Raw genomic sequence first — 21,401 nt, 5'->3', positions numbered from 1 at the left:
ACGCCGTACCTTCTGCTTTTTTTGCTTTCTCCGACTAGGGCACCGCTTCACCCCAGCAGCAGGGCGCCGTAGCCGATGCCGAAGCACACGACCAGGGCGGGATGTACTCGGGTCAGCGTGAGCAGCAGGGCGGCGACCCCGCCGATGATGGCGGTATGCAGCCAGCCGAGGGTGTCGAGTCCCTCGTCCAGGAAAGACCAGGTCAGATAGGCCATCAGCACCATTACCACCGGGCGGGCCCATTGGCTCATGGCTTTGACTCGAGGCGAATGCCGATAGCGGTAGAGCGTGCCGAGGGCGGCCAGCATCAATATCAGCGAGGGGGCGACCGTGGCCAGCACGGCGATCAATGCACCGGGCACGCCGGCCACGTCGTGCCCGATGTAACCGGCCATCTTGGTGGCGATGGGGCTGGGCAGGGCATTGCCCAATGCCAGGGTCTCGGCAAAATCCTGTGAGGTCATCCAGCCGTAGCGGCCGACTACCTCGTTCTCGATCAGCGGGATGATGGCAGGGCCGCCGCCGTAACCGACGATGTTGGGCACGAAGAAGGCCAGGAACAGTTGCCAGTAGATCATCGGGAGGGCTCCTCGGCTGAGGTTCGGCGCATGGGACGCAACAGAGCGGCGACCAGGATGGCGCCGATCACCAGGCCCGGATGCAGGCCCAGACCATAGATCAGGCCGCCAGCGGCGACCCCGAGGATCACGGTGGCCAGCCAGCCGAGCCCGGCCCGGGACTTGACGAAGAAGTCGAACGTCAACTGGGCCATCATGACCATCACCACGGGAACCACTCCCTGGCCCATGCCCTGGACCCAGTGCTGGTCGCCGTATCGGGCGTAGAGGCCCAGCAGGGCAATCATCGCCAGGATCAATGGCACGGTGACGGCGACCACCGCATTGATGGCGCCCAGCGGCCCGCCCACGCGATAGCCAATGTAGCCGGCCATCTTGGTGGCGATGGGGCCGGGCAGGGTATTGCCGATGGCCAGTACGTCGGCGAAGTCGTTATCGTCCAGCCAGGCGTGGCGCTGGACCGCTTCCCGACGGACCAGCGGAATCATCGAAGGACCGCCGCCGAAGCCGAACAGGCCGACGCGCAGGAAGGCCATGAAGAGTCGAATCTGCCGTTGCCACATGGTCACAGCACCGCAATGCTGGCGTCGGTACGCGGCTCGGTACCCCCGCTGTAAACGCCGGTGTCAGGATCGCGCAGGATGACCTGGCCACGCCCGAAACTGCGTTCGTCGTGGGCGATTCGCATGTCGTGGCCGCGTTCGGCCATGGCGCGGACCAGATGCGCCGGGTAGCCGCGTTCGATGCCGATGCGTCGCTCGCCCAGCCATTGCCAGCGTGGTGCATCGAGTGCGGCCTGGGGGTTGAGGCCGAAGTCGACCAGGTTCATCACCACCTGCACATGCCCTTGAGGCTGCATGTAGCCGCCCATCACGCCGAACGGGCCGAGCGCCTTGCCGCCTCGGGTCAGAAAGCCGGGGATGATGGTGTGGTAGGTCTTCTTGCCGGGTGCCAGATAGTTGTCGTGATTCGGGTCGAGGCTGAAGTCGTGGCCGCGATTCTGCAGGGCGATGCCGGTGCCGGGTACTACCACGCCCGAGCCGAAGCCGTGATAGTTGCTTTGGATGTAGGACACCATGTTGCCCTCGGTGTCGGCGGTGGCCAGGTAGACCGTGCCGCCGGCAGGTGGCGTGCCGGGCTCGGGCGTCAGGGCACGGTCGCCGATCAGCCGGCGGCGCGACTCGATGTAGGCGTCGCTCAGCAGGGCCTCGACGGATTGGCTCATGTGCTCGGCTTGGGTGATGTAGGCCTGGCCATCGGCGAAGGCCAGCTTCATGGCCTCGAGCTGACGGTGCAGCACCTCGGGGGCATCGCGGTGTCCGGGCTCGAACCCCTCGAGCATGCGCAGCGCCATCAGGGCCACCAGACCTTGCCCGTTGGGTGGAATCTCCCAGACATCGACGTCGCGGTAGCGTGCCGAGATGGGCGCGACCCATTCCGGTCGGTAATCGGCCAGATCTTCGGCGCGCAGGTAGCCCCCCGTGCGGCGCGAGAAGGCGTCGATACGCTCGGCGAGCTCGCCGCGATAAAAGCTTTCGGCGCCGGTCTCGGCGATGCGTTCGAGCGTGGCGGCCTGGTCGGTGCAGCGGTGCCATTCGCCGGCTCGGGGCGCCCGACCGGCCGGCGTGAAGGTTTCGAACCAGGCCTGCGTCGCCTCGCCTTCCAGGTGACGACGGAAGGTGGCCTCGTCGCGTTGCCACAGGCTGGCGATCACCGGCGAGACCGGAAAGCCTTCGTGGGCCAGACGGATGGCGGGTGCCAGCAGGCTGGCGAAGTCGAGCTTGCCGAAGCGTCGTGACAGCTCGGCCCAGGCGGAGGGTGTGCCGGGCACGGTAACCGGTGTCCAGCCATGCAAGGGCATTGCGGTGTGTCCGGCGGCGGTCACGGCTTCCGGTGTCAGCGCGGCCGGTGCGTTGCCGCTGGCGTTGAGGCCATGCAGGTGGCCATTGCCGGCATCGTCGCTGGCGATCCACACCAGGGCGAAGGCGTCGCCGCCAATGCCACAGCCGGTGGGTTCGACGACGGTTAAGGCCGCTGCCGTGGCGATGGCGGCATCCACGGCGTTGCCTCCCTGGGCCAGAATGTCGCGTCCCACCTGGCTGGCCTGCGGCTGAGAAGCCGCCACCATGCCGTGACGTGCATAGGTGAGACTGCGCTGCGAGGCATAGGGCGTGGTGGCGGAAAAGGAGGTCGGCATATTATCTCCAGGTATCGAGGTGGCGCCTTGTATGGACCGTGATCAGGAATTGGTGTCGCTTGTGGCGACAGGGCGCCCCTGCGCCAGTCCACTGATCACATAGAAGAGCGAAAACAGGATCGTGGTATAACAGAGGATGGCGTAGACGAAGAACTCGGCGGTGGCCACGCCCAGGGTGGCGGCGGTGAAGGCCCCGGTCACGCCCCAGGGAACAAGGGGAGAGAGGGTGGTGCCGGTGTCTTCGAGAATACGCGAAAGGTTCTTGGGATCACTGCCACTGGCGGTAACGAGAGGACGCAGCAGCGGGCCGAGCAGGGAGAAGGTCACGTAGTAGCTGCCCGTCAGCAAAAAGGCGGTTCCATGCAGCGCCATGGCACCGCCGAGCACCTGGCGGCGCCCGGCATGGCGGCGGGCCAGCATTTGCACGGCGGCGTCCAGGGTGCCGGCGCTCTTGAAGGGGGCGCCCAGCACGGCGGCGGCAATCAGTACGGCGACAGTGGACATCATGCCCTGCAGGCCGCCGCGCGATAGCATGTCGTCGACCATGGAGATGCCGCTGTCCGCGCGAAAGCCGGTGTTCAGGGCTTCGCCCACCGCCGACAGCGAGGCACCCTGGACGAGCATGGCGATCAGCGCCCCGCTCAGGATGCCGAGGAAGAAGGAGGGCAGGACCGGCTTGCGCAATAGAATGCAGGCAAAGACGACCAGTGGGGGCAACAGGGTCACAGGCGTCAAGAAGAAGTCGGCATGCAGGGCCTGCAGGATGACTTGGGTATCGCCGGAGATGCCCCCGTTGGTGGCCGCCATGCTGCCCAGCCAGGCATAGATGATGAGCGCCAGGCCGTAGGCGGGCAGGGTGGTGTACAGCATATGCTTGATATGCGTGATGATATTGACCCCGCAGACGGCCGATGCCATGACCGTCGTATCGGAGAGCGGCGAGAGCTTGTCGCCGAAGAAGGTACCGGTGACGATGGCGCCCGCGGCATAGCCCGGCGGGATGTCCAGGCCGATGGCAACCCCCATCAGGGCTACGCCGATCGTGCTCAGGGTCCCCCAGGACGTGCCGGCCATGATCGACATCATCGAGCATGACAAGCAGGCGACAACCAGGAACAGCGCCGGCGATAACGCCTCCAGCCCGATGGCGACCATGGACGGAATGGTGCCGGAGAGCATCCACACCCCCACCATCATGCCGACACTGATCAGAATCAGGATGGGCACCAGCATGGCATGGATGCCCGTCAGTAGGTCCTGTTCGATACGTTGCCAGTCGATGCCCCAGAGCAGGCAGAGTGCAATGGCATAGGCACCGGCGGCGATGAGGGCAATGGCCGTCGGTGTGTCCAGGGCGATGATGCCATAGAGCAGGATACCGACTGCACCGGCCAGCAGAATGAGATGATGGCGGCCGTCGAGAGGCTGTCGTTGCATGAGGCGCATGGGCATGACGCTTTGTCTTGTTTTGTCGGTTCGTGCCAAGCGAGGCGAACGTTCGCGGAGTGGCAGACGGTGACCTGCGTCGGCACGATAATCGTTGTTTTTAAAAAAATCGATTTTTCGGGATTCACTATGGCGCGAGAGTTGGATACCGTCAACCGAGGACGTACCCTGCGGGAGCCATCAGCCAGAGCGATACCATGAGTACACCGAACGTCAGTGGAACCGCTTCGCCCCCGTCGGGCGCCACTGCTGCCAGCCGGGTCTTCGAGGCTCTCAAGCAGGATCTGATTCGCGGGCGCTTCGCGGCCGGCGAGAAGCTCGCCATCGGCAGCTTGAAAACGCACTACCAGGTGGGCCTCAGTCCTTTGCGCGAAGCGCTCAATCGCCTGGCCGCCTATGGGTTGCTGGAGCAGGTCAATCAGCGTGGCTTCCGGGTGCCGCCCCTGAGGCTTGATGAGCTGGATGACATCGCCGACCTGCGCAGTCAGCTCGAGTGCATGGCCTTGACCCAGGCCTTCCAGAATGGCGATGCCGAATGGGAATCACAGCTGCTGGCGGCGCATCATCGGCTGCGTCGCGCCGATGAGCGGCCCGAGGATGTGGAGGCGTGGGAGCAGGCACACCTGCGTTTTCACCGGGCCTTGCTGGCGTCCTGCGGCTCGCCGTGGCTGTTGCGCTTCATCGAGCAGTTGCATGACCAGTTCGACCGTTACCGGCGTCTGGCGCCGCCGAATCCTGGCGTGCGCGAACGGCTCGACCGACAGCACGGTGAACTGGTGCAGCTGGCGATGGAACGACGCATAGAGCAGGCTCGGGCGCTGCTCGATGAACACATCGGCCTGTCACATGGCGTGGCGCGGGGTGCCTGCTCGGCACCTTGAGGACGGCACCGGAGCCTAGGCCATGGCGCCTTCACGGCCGTCGTGGTCGGGAGGCGGCTGGCTGGCCCATTCCATGGCGGCCTGCTTGTCGCGGATGCGGAAGGTCCGCATCTCCATGGAGCGGAACACATGGTTCTCGAGTCGCACCAGGTGACGGATCCAGTGCTTGTCACTGACCGTGGCGGCCCGGTAGTAGCGCCCCATGTCGCCGATCTGGGTCAGTCCGTAGCCGAGATCGCGAAGGAAGGCCGTGAAGGTCATCCAGCGGATGTCATCGATCTCGACATAGAGACTGATGCGTGGGTAGGCCTTCTTGGTCGATTCGATGGCATCGATGGCCCGCTGCAGGTCATGCGCGTCGACTCGCCCACTGACACGTATCGCCACGACATGAGCGGCACCCGAGGGCAATAATTCCAGCATGGTTCGATCCTCCTGGAGGGGCTTGACGTGCGCCAGCCACCAGGAAATGCCAGGGCGGTGGGCGGCGCGTGTCAATCGCCATGTAGTCGGTGCTTCCCACAGTATGGCACTGATCGGTTGACAGGCATGCCGGCGACGGGTTCCAGCTTGGCATTTCGCGACAGGGTCGGTGCAGCCCATCGCGTACGGATTTGTCTTCAGGTTGTTTTTGTTATGTTATAACGTTTAATATTTGGCGGCGCTGCCGTGTCGAATGAAGGAGAGACAACGATGAACCATGCCCATGGTCCGCTGCCCGTCACCGTATTGTCAGGGTTTCTGGGAGCAGGAAAGACCACCGTGCTCAACCGCATCCTGGCCAATCGCGAAGGACGACGTATCGCCGTGATCGTCAATGACATGAGCGAGGTAAACATCGATGCCGACCTGGTACGCGGCGAGGGACGTGGCGAAATCGCGTTGAACCGCGCCGAGGAGCGCCTGGTCGAGATGAGCAATGGCTGCATCTGCTGCACCTTGCGCGAGGATCTGCTGGAAGAGGTCGGGCGTCTGGCCCGGGAGGGTCGCTTCGATCAACTGGTGATCGAATCCACCGGGATTTCCGAGCCCCTGCCGGTGGCCGAGACCTTCACCTTCGAGGACGAACAGGGCCGCAGCCTGTCGGATGTGGCGAGGCTGGACACCCTGGTCACCGTGGTCGATGGCGTGAACTTTCTCGAGCAGTACCGTCGGGCCGATTCGCTAGAGGAAGCGGGGCAAAGCCTTGGCGAGGACGACGAGCGCAACCTGGCCGATCTGCTGGTCGATCAGGTGGAGTTCTGCAATGTGCTCTTGATCAGCAAGGTCGATCTGCTGGAGGCCGAACAGCTGGTGGAGCTGAAAGCCGTGCTGCGGGCACTCAATCCCCAGGCCGAGCTCATCGCCATGCGCCATGGCGACGTGCCGTTGGGCAAGGTGCTCGATACCGGCCTGTTCAGTTTCGAGCGTGCCAGCCAGGCACCCGGCTGGCTCAAGGAAATGCGCGGGGAGCACCAGCCGGAAACGGAGGAATACGGTGTCTCGAGCTTCGTTTACCGGGCGAGGCGTCCCTTCCATCCTCAGCGATTCTTCGATCAGCTGCACGAGCGAGGATTCGGCGACCGTCTGCTGCGTTCCAAGGGCTTCTTCTGGCTGGCCAGCCGGCCGCGCCATGCCGGCCAGTGGAGCCAGGCCGGCGGCATCGCGCACTACGGTCTGGCCGGCATGTTCTGGAAAGCCATTCCCGAGGCGCATTGGCCGACCGAGCCGACCTTTCGGCAACGCATCCTCGAAAAGTGGCAAGAACCATTCGGCGACATGCGCCAGGAACTGGTCTTCATCGGGCAGGAAATGGACGAGGACGCGATTCGGCGTGCCCTGGATGATTGCCTGCTCGACGACGAGCAATTGCAGGCAGGCCTCGATGCCTGGCTCGCCTTGCCCGATCCGTTTCCGAGCTGGGATGTCGTCGATGAGCGGGAGGCGTCATGATGCCGGAAACGCTCGAGGATGTGGCCGCAGGCCGCACGACGACGCGCGGTGTGTTGAACTGGGTCGGCATGGAAGGCATCGCCTTGCCGGTTCGCGTGGCCGAGCATCCCGTCGACGCGCGAGTGTCGGCGTCGGTCAGCCTGGACGATCCCGATGCCAAGGGCATCCATATGTCCCGGCTTTACCTGATGCTGGAGGAACTGGCGGAACGCGAGCTCGAGGTATCGAGGCTCTCCGGGCTGCTGGAAGGCTTCCTGGCGAGCCACGCCGACTTGTCCAGGCGGGCGCGGATCGCCCTGACGGGGGAGTTGACGCTACGACGACCGGCACTGATCAGCCCGCTGGCGGGCTGGAAGGGCTATCCCGTCGCGCTGCGGAGCTGGCGCGAAGGCAACAGTGTCGAAACACAGGTGGAACTGACGGTCGGCTATTCCTCGACCTGCCCTTGTTCGGCGGCCTTGGCACGCCAGCTGATCCAGCAGCAATTCGACCGTGACTTCGGCGGTGAGCCTCTCGATCATGCCGCGATACGCGACTGGCTTGGCGAGTCGCAGGGCATTCTGGCCACGCCCCATAGTCAGCGCAGCGAGGCACGGATCACGGTACGGCTTGCCCAGGGAGTCGATGCTCCTCCCTGGCTGGCCTTGATCGAGCGAGTCGAGCAGGCGCTGGGCACGGCGCTGCAGACGGCGGTCAAGCGCGTCGATGAACAGGCGTTCGCCCTGGCCAATGGCCAGAACACGATGTTCTGCGAGGACGCGGCGCGCCGATTGCACCAGGCGTTGAGCGAGGCGCCGGACATCACGGGATTCCACGTGCGGGTGGAACATGCCGAGAGCCTGCATGCCCATGATGCGGTGGCCGAGACACAGGCTGACTGGTGGTGGCGAGACTAAGCGGGTGTTGGCAGGTAGCTGTGCTCGACGACCCGCAAGGAGAACGGTGATCGGTGGCTTGCCGGGTATCGGCGAGCCGCCTATGTTGAGGCTGTGCCATACGAGAGGCAGGCCACAAGAGGTAGGTCGACATGCAGCCCAGAATCAGCATGATCACGCTCGGCGTCGACGATATCGAGCGGGCCGTACGTTTCTATGAGCAGGGGCTAGGTTGGCCAAGGCTCGAGTCACCGCCGGAAGTGGCCTTCTTCACCCTGAACGGCACCTGGCTAGGGCTTTACGGTCGTGAGGCCCTGGCCAAGGATGCCGGCCTGTCTGCGGGCGACAAGCCGGCGTTCGGCGGCGTGGCGCTGGCTCACAATGTGTCGAGCGAGGCCGAGGTGGATGCCGTGCTGGCGCGAGCGGTAGAGGCTGGCGCCCGTCTGGTCAAGCCGGGGCAGAAGGTCTTCTGGGGCGGCTATTCCGGTTACTTCGCCGACCCCGATGGCCATCTCTGGGAAGTCGCCCATAACCCCTTCGTGTGGATCGGTCCCGAAGATCGGTGAGCGGCCCCTATCCCGACAGCACGCTGGGCAGCCACAACGCTAGTTCGGGCCAGACGCTGATGATCAACGCCGCCAGGCACATCAGCGCAAAGAACGGCGCCGCCGCCAGGGCCACGCGGCTGATGCTCTCGCCGGTCAGCCCCTGGAGCACGAAGAGATTGAAGCCCACCGGCGGGGTGATCTGTCCGAGCTCGACCATGATCACCAGGAAGATGCCGAACCACAGCGGGTCATAACCGGCCTGGATGATGATGGGCAGGGTGATCGGCAGGCTCATCACGGTAATCGAGATGCCGTCCAGGAAGAGCCCGAGCAGGATGTAGAAGAGTGCCATGGCCAGCAGCAGGGCAATCGGCGAGAACCCCTGATGGGCAATCCAGCTGGCCAGCTCGCTGGGCAGGTGCAGGTAGCCCATGGCCGTCGACAGCATGGCGGCGGCGACCAGCAGGCTACAGACCATGACGGAGGTAACCAGGGTGCCGCGCAACGCGGAGAGAAACAGTCCGATGCTCAGCTGGCGTTCCGCGGCGAGCAGGAGCAGGGTGGCGCCGCAGCCGATGGCGGCGGCTTCCGATGGCGTGGCGATACCTGTGTAGATGGCGCCGAGCACCACCACGACCAGGCCGAGTACCGGAGCCAGCAGGCGCAGGGCTTGTCCGGGCGTGGTCGAGTCGGCCTCCTGTCGGGGAGCGAGGGAGGGGGTCGCCAGACAGCGCAGCATGACATATCCGATGTAGAGCAGTGCCACGAGCAAGCCGGGCAACACACCGGCCATGAACAGCTTGCTGATCGACACCTCGGCCTGAACGCCATAGACGATCATGACGATCGATGGCGGAATCAGCAGCCCCAGACTGCCAGCTCCGGCCAGAGAACCTATCGACAGGCGGCGATCATATCCCCGGTCGGCCAGCTCGCGGGTCGTGATCTTGCCGATGGTCGCCGTGGTGGCGGCGCTGGAACCGCTGACAGCGGCGAACAGCGTGCAGCCCAGCACGTTGGTGTGCAGGATGCCGCCGGGCAGATATCGGGTAAGAGGGGTCAGCCCCCTGAACAGACGCTCGGCGATATCCGAGCGGAAGATCAATTCCCCCATCAGGATGAACAAGGGGATCGCCGAGAGCTCCCAGCTGTTGGCGGCACGAAAGAGAATCTTCGACAGAATCAATCCGATGCGGTCGAAGCCAAAATCGCCGAGACCCCATAGCGATAGCACGGCGACCATCACCAGGCCGGCGAAGATCCAGCTGCCCAGCGCCAGCACGCCCAGCAACAGGGCCAGCACGCCGAGGCCAATCCATAGAATATCCATGACTCATGCTCCGCTGTCGAAGGTGGCGCGCTCGACCAGAATCCTGAGCGTTCGGGCGACGAGTATCAGGCACAGCAGGTACAGCCCGACCAGCACGGCTCCCTGGGGAATCCACAGCGGCGTTTCGGCCAGGGTTTCGCTGACGATACCGCGGGCATGGCTGCGTTGCACGGCGATGGTCCAGAAGTGGGCGAGCCAGCCGAAGACGACCAGGGTGGAGAGGCTGGCGAACAGCTCGAATGGCCAGCGCCAGCGCTTCGGAAACCGCTCGAGCACCAGCGAGACGCGAATCAGCCCGCCTTGTTCCAGCGCGTAGGGCAGACTGAGAAAGGTCATGGCCGCCACGCTGTAGCCGATGAACTCGTCGAGCACGAAGGTGGAGCGGCCGAACAAGCGCAGGGCGATCTCGAGCAGGATGTGGCCGAACATGTAGACGATCAGCAGCATGCCGAGCCAGGCCCCCAGCCTGGCCAGCCCGGAGGCGAGCTGGCCGAGCCGAATGGCGAGTGTCTCGGGCATGCTTCGGGAGCGTGCGGGCGTCGTCGGCATTATGGTGAAGCCTGGCTGTTGTCGAATTCATCGAGGATGCGCTCGCCGCGTTCGCCGATGTTGTCGAGCCAGTTGTCGACGACCGGGGTGGCGGCCTCTTCCAGCCCCGCGCGGAATTCATCGGGAATCGGGTCGTGGATGGCGACGTCATGGGATTCGAGCGTTTCGTAATTCTGGGCGACGCGCTGCTTGACCACCTCCCAGTTGTGCTCGTCGGTTTCTCGAGCGGCCTGCTTGATGGCGTCTTGCTGGGATTCGTCGAGCGATTCGAAGGCATCGCGATTCATGTGCACCATGTTGAGCGGAATGGCGTACTGGATCGCGCTGAAGTCGTTCAGGTGTTCCCAGAAGCTGGCATTGGCGCCGGATTCCGCCGAGGTGAGCACGGCCTCGATCCCCCCGGTGGCGAGTTGCGGCACGACGTCGGCCCAGGAGAGCTTGACCGGAGCGGCCCCGGCATTGCGCAGGATTTCGGTGCCGTTGCGGTCGTAGGTGCGGATCTTGAGATCCTGCAGTGCCTGCATGTCGGTGACGGGGTCTTGCGACCAGATGCCGCTGGCCGGCCAGGGAGAGGCATAGAGCAGCACCTGGTTGTTCTCGTTGAAGACCTTCGCGTATTCGGGCCGGGCGATTTCGTAGAGCCGCTTGGCCGATTCGACATCGTCGGCGAGAAAGGGCAGCGACGACAGCAGGAAGATGGGATCGATGCCCCCCAGGGTGCCGGACAGGCTGTCGGCGATCTGCACGGCGTTGTCGGCCACGGCGTAGAAATGGTCGGCGGAACGGAAGCCGAGCGAGGCGCCGGTGTGCAGGGTGATGTCCAGTTCGCCGTCGGTCAGTTCCTCGACGCGCTGGATGAACCAGGCGTCGCCTTCGGCGTGGATCGAACTGGCGTTGTATTCGTTGGAAAAGTCCATCTGGGTGGCGGCTTGTGCATTCATCATCGGGCCGCCGAGGCTCATGCCGGCCATGAGGGCGAGCAGGGAGGCGCGACGGGGCAGAGCGCTCTGCAGGGAGTCGATCATGGAGGCGATCCTTGTGAGTTGTTTTTCAACCGTTGTGGGTTCAGCTTCCGGTATTTGCGCCTGGCAAGGAAGGCGCCGATACGACAGGCAATGTCTTCATTGCGACGGGTTTCATCCCGACGAGCTGCACAAGACAGCCTAGCCGGGCGTCACGCCTTTTCACCACGTCTTTCAGGGGCATGGGTCGTCGTTGTGTCAACGCTATGCGGAAGAAAGATCGTAACAATGGTCTGAAGGGCGTTCCGGAGAGCGTTGTGGAAAGTCCCGGTCGCGTTCGGGAAGGGGGAGAGGCGGGAAGATGACGGGCCGCCTGCGCGGCGGCCCGTCGTGGCGTCAGTGGGAGGGAGGGTGTTCGGCCATCTCGCGATCCAGGCGCTGGGCCACGGCGCCGGGCGAGCCGGTGCGTCGCGCCAACAGGTCATAGGCCACGGGGACCACGAACAGCGTGAACAGTGTCGCGGTGGCCAGCCCACCGAGGATCACCGTGCCGAGCACCAGGCGTGTCTCGGCGCCGGCACCGGTGGAGACGATCAAGGGCACTGCACCGGCCATGGTGGTCACGGCGGTCATCACGACCGGACGCAGCCGGGTCACCGCGGCCTCGACCAGGGCGTCGTGGAAGGCGTGGCCGGCGTCGCGCAACTGGTTGGCGAACTCGACGATCAGGATGCCGTTCTTGGCGGCCAGCCCGACCAGCATCACCAGCCCCACTTGACTGTAGGTGTTCAGGGACTGGCCGGTGAGGCCCAGCCCCAGCAGGGCGCCGATCATCGCCAGAGGCACCGTGCACATGATCACCAGCGGATGGATGAAGCTTTCGAACTGCCCGGCCAGTACCAGGAATACCACGAGGACCCCGAGGGCCAGCAGGAAGGTGGTGGCACTGCTGGCTTCCTGGTAGTCCCGGGCGTCGCCCTTGACGTCGGTCTGTACTTCGGGAGGCAGAAGCTCGTCCGCCGTGGTTTCCAGGTAGTCGAGTGCCTCGCCCATGGAATAGCCGTCGGCGAGGTTGGCCTGGATGGTGATCGAGCGCAGGCGATTGTAGCGATTCAGGGTGCTGGGCCCGGCGAAGTCGGTGAGGGTGACCATGCTGGAGAGGGGCACCAGTTCACCCGAGCGCGATGAACGCACCATGAGGCTGTCCAGCGAGCGAGGGCTGGGGCGGGAACCGCGCTCGGCCTCGAGGATGACATCGTATTCCTGGCCGTCGTCCACGTAGCGCGTCACGGTTCTGCCGCCGAGCAGCGTCTCCAGGGTGCTGCCGATTTCGCTGATGGTGACGCCGAGGTCGGCGGCACGATCATAGTCGATGTCGACCCTGAGCTGTGGCTGGTTCTCCTCGTAGTCGCTGTCCAGGTTGAGCAGATTAGGATTGTCCTGGCGCACGTGCTCGATCAGGGTGTCGCGCCATTCGGCGAGTTGCTCATAGGTACCGCCGCCGAGCACGAACTGCATCGACTGATCCATGCTGCCGCCGCCGAAGCCCTGGGGCATCACCGGGAAGGCCTGAACACCGGGCAGGTCGGCCAAACGTGAGCGGATCTCGTTCATGATCGGCCAGGCCGAGCGCCGGCTGCCCCAGTCGCTGAGGTTGACGATCACGAAGCCGCTGTTGAAGTTCTCGATGGCGCCCCAGCCGCGCGGCGCACGCACCAGGATGCGTTCGACCTCGCCATGTTCGCGCAGAGGCAGTAGCCGCGCCTCGATTTCGTCCATGTAGTCGAGCATGTAGTCGTAGGTGGCACCGGGAGGTCCGTTGATTAGCACGAAGAAGGTGCCGCGATCCTCCTGGGGTGTGTATTCCCGGGGCAGTTGGCCGTTGAGCCAGACCATGGCGCCGATCACGGCGAGAAACAGCGCCATGACGGCCCAGCGCCAGCGCAGTACGCGCTCGAGCATTCGGCGATAGACGGCACGGCTGGCATCCAGGGCGCGATGCACGCCATGGGCAATGCGCCCTTCGTGCATGTCGCGCTTGAGGATCTTGGACGCCATCATCGGCGTCAGGGTCAGCGCCAGCAGCGTGGAGATGGAGACGGCGGCGGCCAGCGTCAGGGCGAATTCCGAGAACAACCGGCCGATGTCGCCTTGCAGAAAGCTCAATGGCACGAACACCGCGATCAGCACCAGGGTGGTGGCGATCACCGCGAAGGCGATCTGTCGACTCCCCCGGTAGGCCGCGACCAGTGCTGTCTCGCCATGTTCCTGCATGCGGCGGTGGATGTTCTCCAGCACCACGATGGCGTCGTCGACGATCAGGCCAATGGCCAGCACCAGGGCAAGCAGGGTCAGCAGGTTGATGGTGAAGCCCATGGCGGCCAAGGCGGCGAAGGTGCCGATCAGGGCGATGGGCACGGTGACCGCCGGCACCAGGGTGGTACGCAGGTTGCCGAGGAAGATGAAGATGGCGACCACGACCAGACCCATGGCAATGAACAGCGTCTGGACGACTTCGGAAATGGCATGAGAGACGAACGTGGAGGCGTCATGGTGCAGCTTGAGCTCCATGCCGTCGGGCAGGGTCGGTGCAACGCGGGCCAGTTCCTCCTTGACCGCATCGGAGAGGGCCAGGACGTTGGAGGTGGACTGCTTGCGGATGCCCAGGCCGACCATCGGCACGCCATTGCCTCGGAACAGCGAGCGATCCTCCACGGCACCGACTTCCACTCGGGCGACATCGCCCAGGCGAACCAGATAGCCATTGTCGTCTCGCGAGAGCGCAAGATTTCGGAAGTCGTCGGGGGTCGCGAAGTTGCGGGGCAGGCGCACCATGAACTGGCGGTCCCGGGACTCCACGGAACCGCCGGGCAATTCGACGTTCTCTTCGCGCAGGCTGTCCTCGATGTCGCCTACGGTCAGACCGCGAGCGGCCAGGGCGTTGGCATCGAGCCAGACGCGCATGGCGTATTCTTCGCCGCCACCGACGATGACCTGAGAGGCTCCCTCCAGCACCGAAAAGCGGTCGGTGAGATAGCGCTCGGCGTAGTCGGTGAGCTCGCCGATGTCATAGTCGCTTCCCGACAGGGAAAGCCAGATCACGACATCGGAGCCCGAGTCTTCCTTGCGCACTTCGGTGGCGTCGGCGGCGTCGGGCAGATTGTCCCGGGCGCCGGCAATGCGGTCGCGGATGTCGTTGGCCGCCGCATCGATATCCTTGTCCAGGCCGAATTCCACGCGGATGCTGGACCTGCCGTCCGAGCTGGACGACGAAATCACTTCGATGCCGCTCACGCCGCTGATGCGATCCTCCAGCACCTGAGTGATGCGGGTCTCCACCACATCGGCCGAGGCACCGGGATAGTTGGTGTCGATGCTGACGATCGGCGGATCGATGGACGGGTATTCCTGCAGGGGCAGACGATCGAGTGCGAGCAGGCCGAAGGCGACGATCAAGGCGGCCAGTACCGTGGCCAGTACCGGCCGCTGGACGGAAATGTCGGAGAGACGCATCAGACGCCTCCTGCGTCGCGATTGGCCTCGAGCAACGCGCGCACCGAGGTGTCGTCATCGGCGATGCCCAGCAGACGGACCCGTTCTCCGTCATGGGCACGTTCCACGCCGTGGCTGACGACGAGGTCGCCGGCCGACAGGCCCGCCAGTATCTCCGCCTCGCCGGGGCGGCGCTCGCCGACCTTGACCTGGCGACGGGCTACCTGTGCGTCGCTGTCCTCGTCGATGACCAGCACGTAATGGCGCTCGCCTTCCGGGATCAGTGCCGCTTCGGGAATCACCAGGGCCTGGCGCGGATGGAGGGTGACGGTGACTTCCATCAGCATGCCGGGACGCAGCTTGCGTTGCGGGTTGTCGATCAGAGCGCGTATCGACACGCTGCGGCTGACTGGATCGACCCGGGTGCCGATGGTGGCGATCTCGCCCTCGAAAGCGGTTTCCGGGAAGGCAGCGCTGGTGGCGGTCAGCGACATGCCGGGTTCCAGTGAGCCAAGCGTCGTTTCGGGCACCCGGAAATCCAGTTTCATGCGATCGAGCTTGTCGAGCGTCACCAGTTCATCGCCCGGCGAGACCAGGGTGCCGATGCTGATATCGCGAAAACCGACCTCGCCCGAGAAAGGCGCTCTGATCTGGTAGTTGTCGAGCTGGGCCTGCAAGGACTCGAGCTCCGCCTGAGCCTGGCGAAGCTGGGCGCGGCTGTCCTCGACATCGGCTCGGACGCCCAGGTTGCGTTGTTGCAACTGGGCGAGACGATTCACGGCGGCCTGGCGCTCGTCACGCAAGGCTTCGGCCGCGCGCAGGTTGGCCTGGGCCTCGTCGTCGTCGAGACGTACCAGCACATCCCCGGCTTCGACCCGTTCGCCGCCTTCGAACTCGAGGCTCTCGATGGTCTCGGTCACCTTGGCCGACAGCGTCACGCTTTCGTCGGCCTTGAGGGTGCCCAGGGCATCCAGCGGGTCGCTCCACCTGGCCAACTCAGCACGGGCAGCGATGACCGGGGTGGGAGCTTGGGAAGGTGGCGCCTGGGCGAACACAGGAAACGCCAGGCTCAGGCCGAGCAACAGCAGCAACAGGCATTTTCGCCAACCGGCGGTTTCGGGTCTCGAGATCATGACGGGCTCGCTGGATCCTGCGGGTGATGAGATCGGGCCTCCAGCCCTTGACGGTGCCCAGATTACTCTGCTTCGAGAACGAGAGTGTGGCAAGAATGCACAAGTTCGAATCCAACCTCGGTCGCACGCTCTGCTAGAATGCTCGGTTTTGCGTTGCCATGGGCATGAGGGGAGACGGCGTGCGTTCTGCGGGGGAGAGTGGCATGACATACGACGTGGTCGTGATCGGTGCGGGCGCCGCGGGCCTGATGTGCGCCTTGACGGCGGGGTACGCGGGGCGTCGGGTGCTGGTGGTGGATCATGCCAACAAGGCTGGCAAGAAGATCCTGATGTCAGGGGGCGGGCGCTGTAACTTCACCAACATGGCGACCACACCGGCAAACTTCTTCTCGCGCAACCCGCACTTCTGCATTTCGGCGCTCAAGCGTTATCGACCCGAGCACTTCGTGGAACTGGTCGAGCGGCATGGCGTCGAGCACGTGGAAAAAGCGCCGGGGCAGTTGTTCTGCGCCGGCTCGGCGAAGGAGCTGCTCGATGTGCTGCTCACCGAATGTGAGTGGGCCGGCGTCGAGCTGCGCCTGAAAACTTCGGTGAGTGCCGTGGAGCGCCAGGGCGAGGGTATGCGATTGTCGACCAGCCTGGGGCGCATCGAGGCGGGAGCGGTGGTAGTGGCGACCGGCGGGCTGTCGATTCCGACCATGGGCGCCACGGGGTTCGGCTATGACATCGCTCGACAGTTCGGCCTGGAGGTCACCGAGACCCGGGCCGCCCTGGTGCCCTTCACGCTGACATCCCACTGGAAGGCGCGCGCGGCCTCGCTGGCCGGCCTCAGTCACGAGGTGGTGGTACGCTGCAATGGCGGCGAGTATCGCGAGCCGATGCTGTTTACCCATCGGGGCCTCTCGGGGCCCGCCATGCTGCAGATTTCCAGCTACTGGCAGGCCGGCGATGCCCTGACCATCGACCTGTTGCCCGATATCGATACCTTCGATGCCCTGGCGGCTGCGCGTCGTGAGACGCCCAAGCGCCGACTCTCCACTTGGCTGGCCGAGCGGCTCCCGCGACGTCTCGCTCAGGCCATGGTGGAATGGCATGGCGGGGATGCGCCTCTCGCCGAATGTTCCAATGCCACGCTGACGGCCTGGGCCGGCCATCTCAACGACTGGCATCTGAAGCCCGCCGGTACCGAGGGCTGGCGGACCGCCGAGGTGACCCTGGGCGGTATCGATACTCGTGATCTGTCGTCCAAGACCTTCGAGGTGCAGGGGCTGCCACAGCTTCGCTTCATCGGTGAGGTGCTCGATGTCACCGGCGAACTCGGGGGCTACAATTTCCAGTGGGCCTGGGCCTCCGGCGTGGCCTGCGGACAAGCAGTGTGATGGCCGCTCGTCCTGTGCTTCTTTCTCCTTGTCCTCCTGCTCCTCTCTTTACCTCTTCCTTGCGATGGCATGCTGCTTTCTATACTGGGGGCCATGACAGCGGAAGGAGGCGGCCATGGGCAAACCTCTGCAACGGCAGCGTCTGCCACGCGTGGTCGGTGAGGTCGGGCTGGACCTGCTGAACGACGCGCGCCGGGCGAGGCCGCGCATTACCGATCCCGGGGATGCCGAGGGATTGCATGACTTCCGGGTGGCATTGCGTCGCTTGCGAGCCTGGCTCCAGGCCTATCGGGGCCAGCCGGGTATCGCCTTTTCCAAGTCCTTGAGGCGCGACCTGCGCGATCTGGCCCGCGCGACCAATCGGGCCCGAGACGGTGAGGTGATGCTGGCCTGGCTGGGACAGACGCTCCCCTCGTTGCCCGCCGCCGAACGAGGGGCGGGCGAGTGGTGGCGGCAACGTCTCGAACTCGACGTTGCCGAGGCCTATGAGTCGGCGAACCTGGCGGTCGAAACGCACTTCCCCGGGCTGGATGCTCGCTTGCAGTCGCGGCTCGATAAGCTGCGCACCCGCAAGAAAGGGAGGGCACCGAGCTTCGGCGAGGCCAGCGCGGTGGCGTTGTCGGCGTTGCGCGAACGACTGGTCGCGGAAGTCAAAGCGTTGGGATCCGTGGAGGACGCCGAGTCCCTGCACCGACCGCGCATCACCGGCAAGCGTATTCGCTACTTGTTGCGCCCCTGGCGCAAGGCGTCGCTGCGTTGTCGGCGTGCGGAGCGTGCGATGAAGGCGTTCCAGGACGCTTTCGGCGTGCTGCATGACGACCTGGTACGTGAGTCGGCGATGCGTGACATGGCCCTCGCTCAGGCGTCCGGAGAACTCGAGGCCAGGCTCGTCGAGGTCGCCCGGGGCGGGACGCCACGCGCGTCGGCACCACGGCACCTTCGCGGTTTCATGGGCTTGGTGAGGGAGAACCGGCGCCGCCTGCTGGCGCATTACGAGATCGCCGTGGGCGTCGAGGGGGCCGGTGGCATCGAGGCCTTGTCGATGCGTCTGGAGGCGGCCTGTGCGGCCATGCGCGAGATATCATCCTAGACGCTGGTCCAGTTCCTGCCACAGGGCCTGGTAGTTGCGGGCGGCAACGCTGCGTGGTGCATAGCTGTGAAGCGGGGCGCGCTCGACGCCCATGCGCTCGACCACGCTGGCCGAAGGAATCACCGTGGACAGCATCAGCGGCCATTGGGACTGCATGGTCTCGATGATATTGCAGTGCAGCTTGCGGCGGCGATCGGCCAGGGTGATGAAGGGCCAAAAGGTACAGTCCTGATCCTGGTCGTCGAGAAAGTCTCGCAGCTGCTCCAGGGTGCGCAACGAGAGCGTGGTCGGAACCACCGGCACCAGCAGGGCATCGACGCTCGAGAAGATGTTCTCCGAAAGGTGCGAAAGACTCGGAGGACAATCGAGGATCACCAGGTCGTAGTCGTCTCGGACCGGCTTGAGAATCTGGCGCAGGTGGCTATTGCCGCGCTTGGCCAGCAGGCGGTCCATTTCGCGCGATGCCAGAGCCGCCGGCAGCAGGTCGAGATAGTCCATCTGAGTGGACCGGATAACCTTGTCGAAGGACGCCTTGCCCTTGACGAGCTTTTCGACGCCGCCTCGGATCTTGGGCTTGCTGCGCAGGTAAAAGCTGGTGGCGGCCTGGGGGTCGAGATCCCAGAGCAGTACGCGATGGCCGGCTCGTGCGGCCTGTGCCGCGAGATTCACGGCTGAGGCGGTCTTGCCGACGCCTCCCTTGATGCTGTAGAGCGCCAGCATGCGCATGGGCGGTGGGCTCCCTGAAAGGCCATGTTCGATTTATCGAATTGACACGAGATCATAACAGTCGTGACACATGAAAGTGTTACGAGGCGATGATACGTCTCGTCGTCCTTTTCAGGGCAGCTTGCGAGAGGCAATGGCCAGTTCAGTGGCGACCTGGCAAGAGTGTGCGCAGGCGCTTCAGGGTCAAGGCGCCGAAGACCAGGCGTCGTCCGAGCTTCAGCGCCTTGCCCGGACGTCGCAATAGCGGCAGCAGCATCAAACCGCCCAGCGTCAGTGCCGGTGTGCGATAGCGATACGCCATCTGCCAGCCGGTCTCGAGTGGACCGGCGGCATCGCGCCAGCGTTCAGCCGCCAGCAAGATATCGACACGCTGTTGCTCGATGGTCGCCTCGAGCGTGGCCTTGCGTTCACGGCGATCCGCCTCATTCTTGCGTGTCACGTTGCGACTCCACCAGTTCGCGGTCCAGGGCCAGGTGCTTCAGGGTGCTGGCCAGCAGGGTGGGGCGACGTGCCAGGTGCATGACCCAGGCTGCCAGCCCTGCGCCACCGAACAGCAGGACGCCGGCACTGATGGCGATCGCGGTCAGGCGGTGGCTCTCCCAGAAGGCGACGATGACCAGAGCGGTCAAGGTGCCCAGGCCGAGCAGCAGCAGGATCAGGCTGAGCCCAGCCAGCAGCAGCAGGGACACCAACCGGGCGCGCTCTTCCTCGAGTTCGAGAACGGCGAGACGCAAACGCGTCTCGCCGGTGGCCAGCAGACTGCCCAACAAGCGCTTGCCGGCGTCGAACAGGCGTTGTGCCGGTCCTTGGCTCGCCGACATCAGCGCCGTCCGATCAGCATGCCGACGACGACACCGACGGCGGCACCGATGCCGATGCTGGTCCAGGGGTTGTCGTGAACGTAACGGTCGCAGGCATCGGCCTGTCGCGTCACGCTGTCACGAGCCTCGTGATAGGCTCGCTCGCCGCGGGCCTCGAGGCGTGCGCGGGTATCCTTGAGGCGCTTTTCGGCCCGTTCGCGCAATTCCTTGACATTACTGCGCGAGTCGTCGGCGGTGGCGCTCACCAGTTCCTCGACGGTCTGGGTGAGGTTGTGCAGGTCTTCCTTGAGTTGCTGGGACGTTTCACGGCTATGGGGAGTGCGATCAGTCATTGGGTCTTCCTCTGACGGTTCATGACATGCCCAGCATAGCAGCCGCCGTTAGCGGTGCAATCATTATGACGTGCTTCAGCGCTCGAACTCTCCCGAGGAGAACAGGGGGTTCAGGCTGAAGCCCAGGCCGAGTCGATGCACGCTGCGATCGTAGTCGATCAGGCTGTCCCCGTACCCATGGTAGTACTGGATGTGGCCGCGCACCTTGCCGAACAGTGGCCAGGAGTAGTCGAACTGGGCGCCCATGTTGCCGCTGCTGGGGTTGCCGCGCCACATCAGGCTGGCTTCGTGATCGCCGAACAGTCGACGCGCCACGGTGACATCGCCATAGCCGACGAAATGCTCGATGTCGGGGTTGTCGTCGTCATCCTCGGATTCCGGCACTCGCCAGAAGGGGGCCAGGGAGACGGCCCAGGCGTCGTTGACGAAGGTGCTGGTCAGGATGACGCGATTCCAGCTGCGCGACATCTCGCCGGAACGGCCGTTGGACTGGTGGTTGAGCGAGAGCCGGTTGTGGATGTTGGTCCAGCCGGCAATGGTCCAGTCGTTGTCGAAATCGGCGAAGATCTCGGGTTCGTAGTTGGTTTCGCGGAACGGCGAGGAGGCGTCCGTGTTGTAAGCCTGCCACCAGCTACGCTGGGTATAGCCGAAATAGAGGTCGCCACCGGCGGGCAGCAGGTCATCGGCAAGCTCGAACTTGGCGCTGAACTGGAATTGCATCTCCATGCGGTCGGCATCGACATCGTTGTCGACGCCATTGATGGTGCGCTCGCTCGGTCGGGAGGTGTAGCTCAGCGGAAGCAGGTAGTTGCGCCGGTGCGTGGTGATGGCGAAAGGATTGTGCTCGGATTCCTGCTCGAGCAGACGCCGCTTGGCCACCGACTCCTCCAGTTCCTGATTATGGGCCTCCTCGTCAGGCACGACAGTGTGATGAGCCGACGGCGTATCATCGTGCAGGCGCCCGCGTAGCTGGCGAAGTTCCGCCTGCAACGACTGGATGCGCGATTCGATGGCCTCCCGCTCGGCATCGGTGAGCGACTCGGCGGCTACCGAATCGTGGGCCAGGCCAACGAGCATCAGGGAGAGGAAGAGTCGTGAGGGCTTCATGCGCCGCCTGCGATTACTGGGTA

21 protein-coding genes are annotated in these 21,401 nt (G+C 64.6%); 6 read left to right on the top strand and 15 right to left on the bottom strand.

Going from position 1 to position 21,401, the window contains the following annotated elements:
- Positions 1–47 precede the first annotated feature (47 nt).
- The 4 genes from HSDC_RS04495 to HSDC_RS04480 are packed head-to-tail and all read right to left on the bottom strand — an operon-like array spanning position 48 to position 4,227.
- A complete protein-coding gene (locus HSDC_RS04495) occupies positions 48–578 on the bottom strand; it encodes a chromate transporter (protein ID WP_064698752.1) in 531 nt (176 codons plus the stop codon).
- Positions 575–1,141, bottom strand: coding sequence for a chromate transporter (locus HSDC_RS04490; RefSeq protein WP_064698751.1), 567 nt, complete (start codon positions 1,139–1,141; stop codon positions 575–577). Before HSDC_RS04490 ends, HSDC_RS04495 begins: the two co-directional genes overlap by 4 nt.
- Positions 1,142–1,143: 2 nt before the next feature.
- Entirely contained in the window at positions 1,144–2,775 is a 1,632-nt protein-coding gene (locus HSDC_RS04485) for a gamma-glutamyltransferase family protein (protein WP_064698750.1), read from the bottom strand.
- A gap of 42 nt (positions 2,776–2,817) precedes the next feature.
- Entirely contained in the window at positions 2,818–4,227 is a 1,410-nt protein-coding gene (locus tag HSDC_RS04480) for a Na+/H+ antiporter NhaC family protein (protein ID WP_082919946.1), read from the bottom strand.
- Between the two features lie 191 nt (positions 4,228–4,418).
- Between HSDC_RS04480 and HSDC_RS04475 the strand changes: the two genes are divergently transcribed.
- On the top strand, positions 4,419–5,102 hold the full coding sequence (locus tag HSDC_RS04475) for a GntR family transcriptional regulator (RefSeq protein WP_064698749.1): 684 nt from the start codon (positions 4,419–4,421) through the stop codon (positions 5,100–5,102).
- Positions 5,103–5,117: 15 nt separating this feature from the next.
- Here HSDC_RS04475 and HSDC_RS04470 read toward each other — a convergent pair whose 3' ends face one another.
- On the bottom strand, positions 5,118–5,525 hold the full coding sequence (locus HSDC_RS04470; protein ID WP_064698748.1) for a SpoIIAA family protein: 408 nt from the start codon (positions 5,523–5,525) through the stop codon (positions 5,118–5,120).
- Between the two features lie 270 nt (positions 5,526–5,795).
- Between HSDC_RS04470 and zigA the strand changes: the two genes are divergently transcribed.
- The 3 genes from zigA (at position 5,796) to HSDC_RS04455 (ending at position 8,475) form a co-directional block, all read left to right on the top strand.
- On the top strand, positions 5,796–7,034 hold the full coding sequence (zigA, locus tag HSDC_RS04465) for a zinc metallochaperone GTPase ZigA (RefSeq protein WP_064698747.1): 1,239 nt from the start codon (positions 5,796–5,798) through the stop codon (positions 7,032–7,034).
- Positions 7,031–7,930 carry a GTP cyclohydrolase FolE2 gene (gene folE2, locus HSDC_RS04460; protein ID WP_064698746.1) on the top strand — a complete coding sequence of 300 codons (900 nt, stop codon included), beginning with the start codon at positions 7,031–7,033 and terminating at the stop codon, positions 7,928–7,930. The genes zigA and folE2 overlap by 4 nt, the downstream gene beginning before the upstream one ends.
- Before the next feature lie 131 nt (positions 7,931–8,061).
- Positions 8,062–8,475: a VOC family protein gene (locus HSDC_RS04455; RefSeq protein ID WP_064698745.1), complete on the top strand. Its 414-nt coding sequence runs from the start codon at positions 8,062–8,064 to the stop codon at positions 8,473–8,475.
- Between the two features lie 7 nt (positions 8,476–8,482).
- On the opposite strand, the gene HSDC_RS04450 is transcribed toward HSDC_RS04455, so the two are convergent.
- The 5 genes from HSDC_RS04450 to HSDC_RS04430 all read right to left on the bottom strand — a co-directional run bounded on the left by HSDC_RS04450 (position 8,483) and on the right by HSDC_RS04430 (position 15,923).
- Positions 8,483–9,787, bottom strand: a complete 1,305-nt coding sequence (locus HSDC_RS04450) for a TRAP transporter large permease (protein WP_064698744.1) — start codon at positions 9,785–9,787, stop codon at positions 8,483–8,485.
- A gap of 3 nt (positions 9,788–9,790) precedes the next feature.
- On the bottom strand, positions 9,791–10,306 hold the full coding sequence (locus tag HSDC_RS04445) for a TRAP transporter small permease (protein ID WP_064698876.1): 516 nt from the start codon (positions 10,304–10,306) through the stop codon (positions 9,791–9,793).
- A gap of 29 nt (positions 10,307–10,335) precedes the next feature.
- Entirely contained in the window at positions 10,336–11,361 is a 1,026-nt protein-coding gene (locus tag HSDC_RS04440; protein WP_064698743.1) for a TRAP transporter substrate-binding protein, read from the bottom strand.
- A 333-nt stretch (positions 11,362–11,694) separates the two neighbouring features.
- Complete coding sequence (locus HSDC_RS04435) at positions 11,695–14,811, bottom strand: efflux RND transporter permease subunit (RefSeq protein WP_064698742.1); 3,117 nt, start codon at positions 14,809–14,811, stop codon at positions 11,695–11,697.
- Entirely contained in the window at positions 14,811–15,923 is a 1,113-nt protein-coding gene (locus HSDC_RS04430) for an efflux RND transporter periplasmic adaptor subunit (RefSeq protein ID WP_064698741.1), read from the bottom strand. Before HSDC_RS04430 ends, HSDC_RS04435 begins: the two co-directional genes overlap by 1 nt.
- Positions 15,924–16,126: 203 nt before the next feature.
- Here HSDC_RS04430 and HSDC_RS04425 point away from each other — a divergent pair, with 203 nt between their 5' ends.
- Both HSDC_RS04425 and HSDC_RS04420 read left to right on the top strand, forming a co-directional pair.
- Positions 16,127–17,302 carry a BaiN/RdsA family NAD(P)/FAD-dependent oxidoreductase gene (locus HSDC_RS04425; protein ID WP_064698740.1) on the top strand — a complete coding sequence of 392 codons (1,176 nt, stop codon included), beginning with the start codon at positions 16,127–16,129 and terminating at the stop codon, positions 17,300–17,302.
- A 115-nt stretch (positions 17,303–17,417) separates the two neighbouring features.
- Positions 17,418–18,392 (top strand): CHAD domain-containing protein, encoded by a 975-nt coding sequence (locus HSDC_RS04420; RefSeq protein ID WP_064698739.1) that lies wholly within the window; start codon positions 17,418–17,420, stop codon positions 18,390–18,392.
- On the opposite strand, the gene HSDC_RS04415 is transcribed toward HSDC_RS04420, so the two are convergent.
- From HSDC_RS04415 to HSDC_RS04395, 5 genes are all read right to left on the bottom strand, one after another.
- Positions 18,384–19,118, bottom strand: a complete 735-nt coding sequence (locus tag HSDC_RS04415; protein ID WP_064698738.1) for a ParA family protein — start codon at positions 19,116–19,118, stop codon at positions 18,384–18,386. The two genes, HSDC_RS04420 and HSDC_RS04415, sit on opposite strands and share 9 nt — an antisense overlap.
- Positions 19,119–19,260: 142 nt before the next feature.
- Positions 19,261–19,557: a YqjK family protein gene (locus HSDC_RS04410; RefSeq protein WP_064698737.1), complete on the bottom strand. Its 297-nt coding sequence runs from the start codon at positions 19,555–19,557 to the stop codon at positions 19,261–19,263.
- The gene (locus HSDC_RS04405; protein WP_064698736.1) at positions 19,541–19,939 is read right to left on the bottom strand and encodes a phage holin family protein; all 399 of its coding nucleotides are present in this window, start codon (positions 19,937–19,939) and stop codon (positions 19,541–19,543) included. Before HSDC_RS04405 ends, HSDC_RS04410 begins: the two co-directional genes overlap by 17 nt.
- Positions 19,939–20,271 carry an ElaB/YgaM/YqjD family protein gene (locus tag HSDC_RS04400; protein WP_064698735.1) on the bottom strand — a complete coding sequence of 111 codons (333 nt, stop codon included), beginning with the start codon at positions 20,269–20,271 and terminating at the stop codon, positions 19,939–19,941. Before HSDC_RS04400 ends, HSDC_RS04405 begins: the two co-directional genes overlap by 1 nt.
- A gap of 75 nt (positions 20,272–20,346) precedes the next feature.
- The gene (locus tag HSDC_RS04395; RefSeq protein ID WP_064698734.1) at positions 20,347–21,378 is read right to left on the bottom strand and encodes a phospholipase A; all 1,032 of its coding nucleotides are present in this window, start codon (positions 21,376–21,378) and stop codon (positions 20,347–20,349) included.
- Between the last annotated feature and the right edge of the window lie 23 nt (positions 21,379–21,401).

The sequence above is a fragment of the Halomonas caseinilytica genome (assembly GCF_001662285.1).
In the GTDB taxonomy this organism is placed as follows: domain Bacteria; phylum Pseudomonadota; class Gammaproteobacteria; order Pseudomonadales; family Halomonadaceae; genus Halomonas; species Halomonas caseinilytica.
The sequence above is the reverse complement of the archived record's forward strand: the minus strand, read 5'-3'. Positions and strand labels throughout refer to the sequence as shown.

What these genes read in the sequence shown, in the direction of transcription:
- HSDC_RS04495 (WP_064698752.1), bottom strand. Translation starts at nt 578, where the DNA reads ATGATCTACTGGCAACTGTTCCTGGCCTTCTTCGTGCCCAACATCGTC.
- HSDC_RS04490 (WP_064698751.1), bottom strand. Translation starts at nt 1,141, where the DNA reads ATGTGGCAACGGCAGATTCGACTCTTCATGGCCTTCCTGCGCGTCGGC.
- HSDC_RS04485 (WP_064698750.1), bottom strand. Translation starts at nt 2,775, where the DNA reads ATGCCGACCTCCTTTTCCGCCACCACGCCCTATGCCTCGCAGCGCAGT.
- HSDC_RS04480 (WP_082919946.1), bottom strand. Translation starts at nt 4,227, where the DNA reads ATGCCCATGCGCCTCATGCAACGACAGCCTCTCGACGGCCGCCATCAT.
- HSDC_RS04475 (WP_064698749.1), top strand. Translation starts at nt 4,419, where the DNA reads ATGAGTACACCGAACGTCAGTGGAACCGCTTCGCCCCCGTCGGGCGCC.
- HSDC_RS04470 (WP_064698748.1), bottom strand. Translation starts at nt 5,525, where the DNA reads ATGCTGGAATTATTGCCCTCGGGTGCCGCTCATGTCGTGGCGATACGT.
- zigA (WP_064698747.1), top strand. Translation starts at nt 5,796, where the DNA reads ATGAACCATGCCCATGGTCCGCTGCCCGTCACCGTATTGTCAGGGTTT.
- folE2 (WP_064698746.1), top strand. Translation starts at nt 7,031, where the DNA reads ATGATGCCGGAAACGCTCGAGGATGTGGCCGCAGGCCGCACGACGACG.
- HSDC_RS04455 (WP_064698745.1), top strand. Translation starts at nt 8,062, where the DNA reads ATGCAGCCCAGAATCAGCATGATCACGCTCGGCGTCGACGATATCGAG.
- HSDC_RS04450 (WP_064698744.1), bottom strand. Translation starts at nt 9,787, where the DNA reads ATGGATATTCTATGGATTGGCCTCGGCGTGCTGGCCCTGTTGCTGGGC.
- HSDC_RS04445 (WP_064698876.1), bottom strand. Translation starts at nt 10,306, where the DNA reads ATGCCCGAGACACTCGCCATTCGGCTCGGCCAGCTCGCCTCCGGGCTG.
- HSDC_RS04440 (WP_064698743.1), bottom strand. Translation starts at nt 11,361, where the DNA reads ATGATCGACTCCCTGCAGAGCGCTCTGCCCCGTCGCGCCTCCCTGCTC.
- HSDC_RS04435 (WP_064698742.1), bottom strand. Translation starts at nt 14,811, where the DNA reads ATGCGTCTCTCCGACATTTCCGTCCAGCGGCCGGTACTGGCCACGGTA.
- HSDC_RS04430 (WP_064698741.1), bottom strand. Translation starts at nt 15,923, where the DNA reads ATGATCTCGAGACCCGAAACCGCCGGTTGGCGAAAATGCCTGTTGCTG.
- HSDC_RS04425 (WP_064698740.1), top strand. Translation starts at nt 16,127, where the DNA reads ATGACATACGACGTGGTCGTGATCGGTGCGGGCGCCGCGGGCCTGATG.
- HSDC_RS04420 (WP_064698739.1), top strand. Translation starts at nt 17,418, where the DNA reads ATGGGCAAACCTCTGCAACGGCAGCGTCTGCCACGCGTGGTCGGTGAG.
- HSDC_RS04415 (WP_064698738.1), bottom strand. Translation starts at nt 19,118, where the DNA reads ATGCGCATGCTGGCGCTCTACAGCATCAAGGGAGGCGTCGGCAAGACC.
- HSDC_RS04405 (WP_064698736.1), bottom strand. Translation starts at nt 19,939, where the DNA reads ATGTCGGCGAGCCAAGGACCGGCACAACGCCTGTTCGACGCCGGCAAG.
- HSDC_RS04400 (WP_064698735.1), bottom strand. Translation starts at nt 20,271, where the DNA reads ATGACTGATCGCACTCCCCATAGCCGTGAAACGTCCCAGCAACTCAAG.
- HSDC_RS04395 (WP_064698734.1), bottom strand. Translation starts at nt 21,378, where the DNA reads ATGAAGCCCTCACGACTCTTCCTCTCCCTGATGCTCGTTGGCCTGGCC.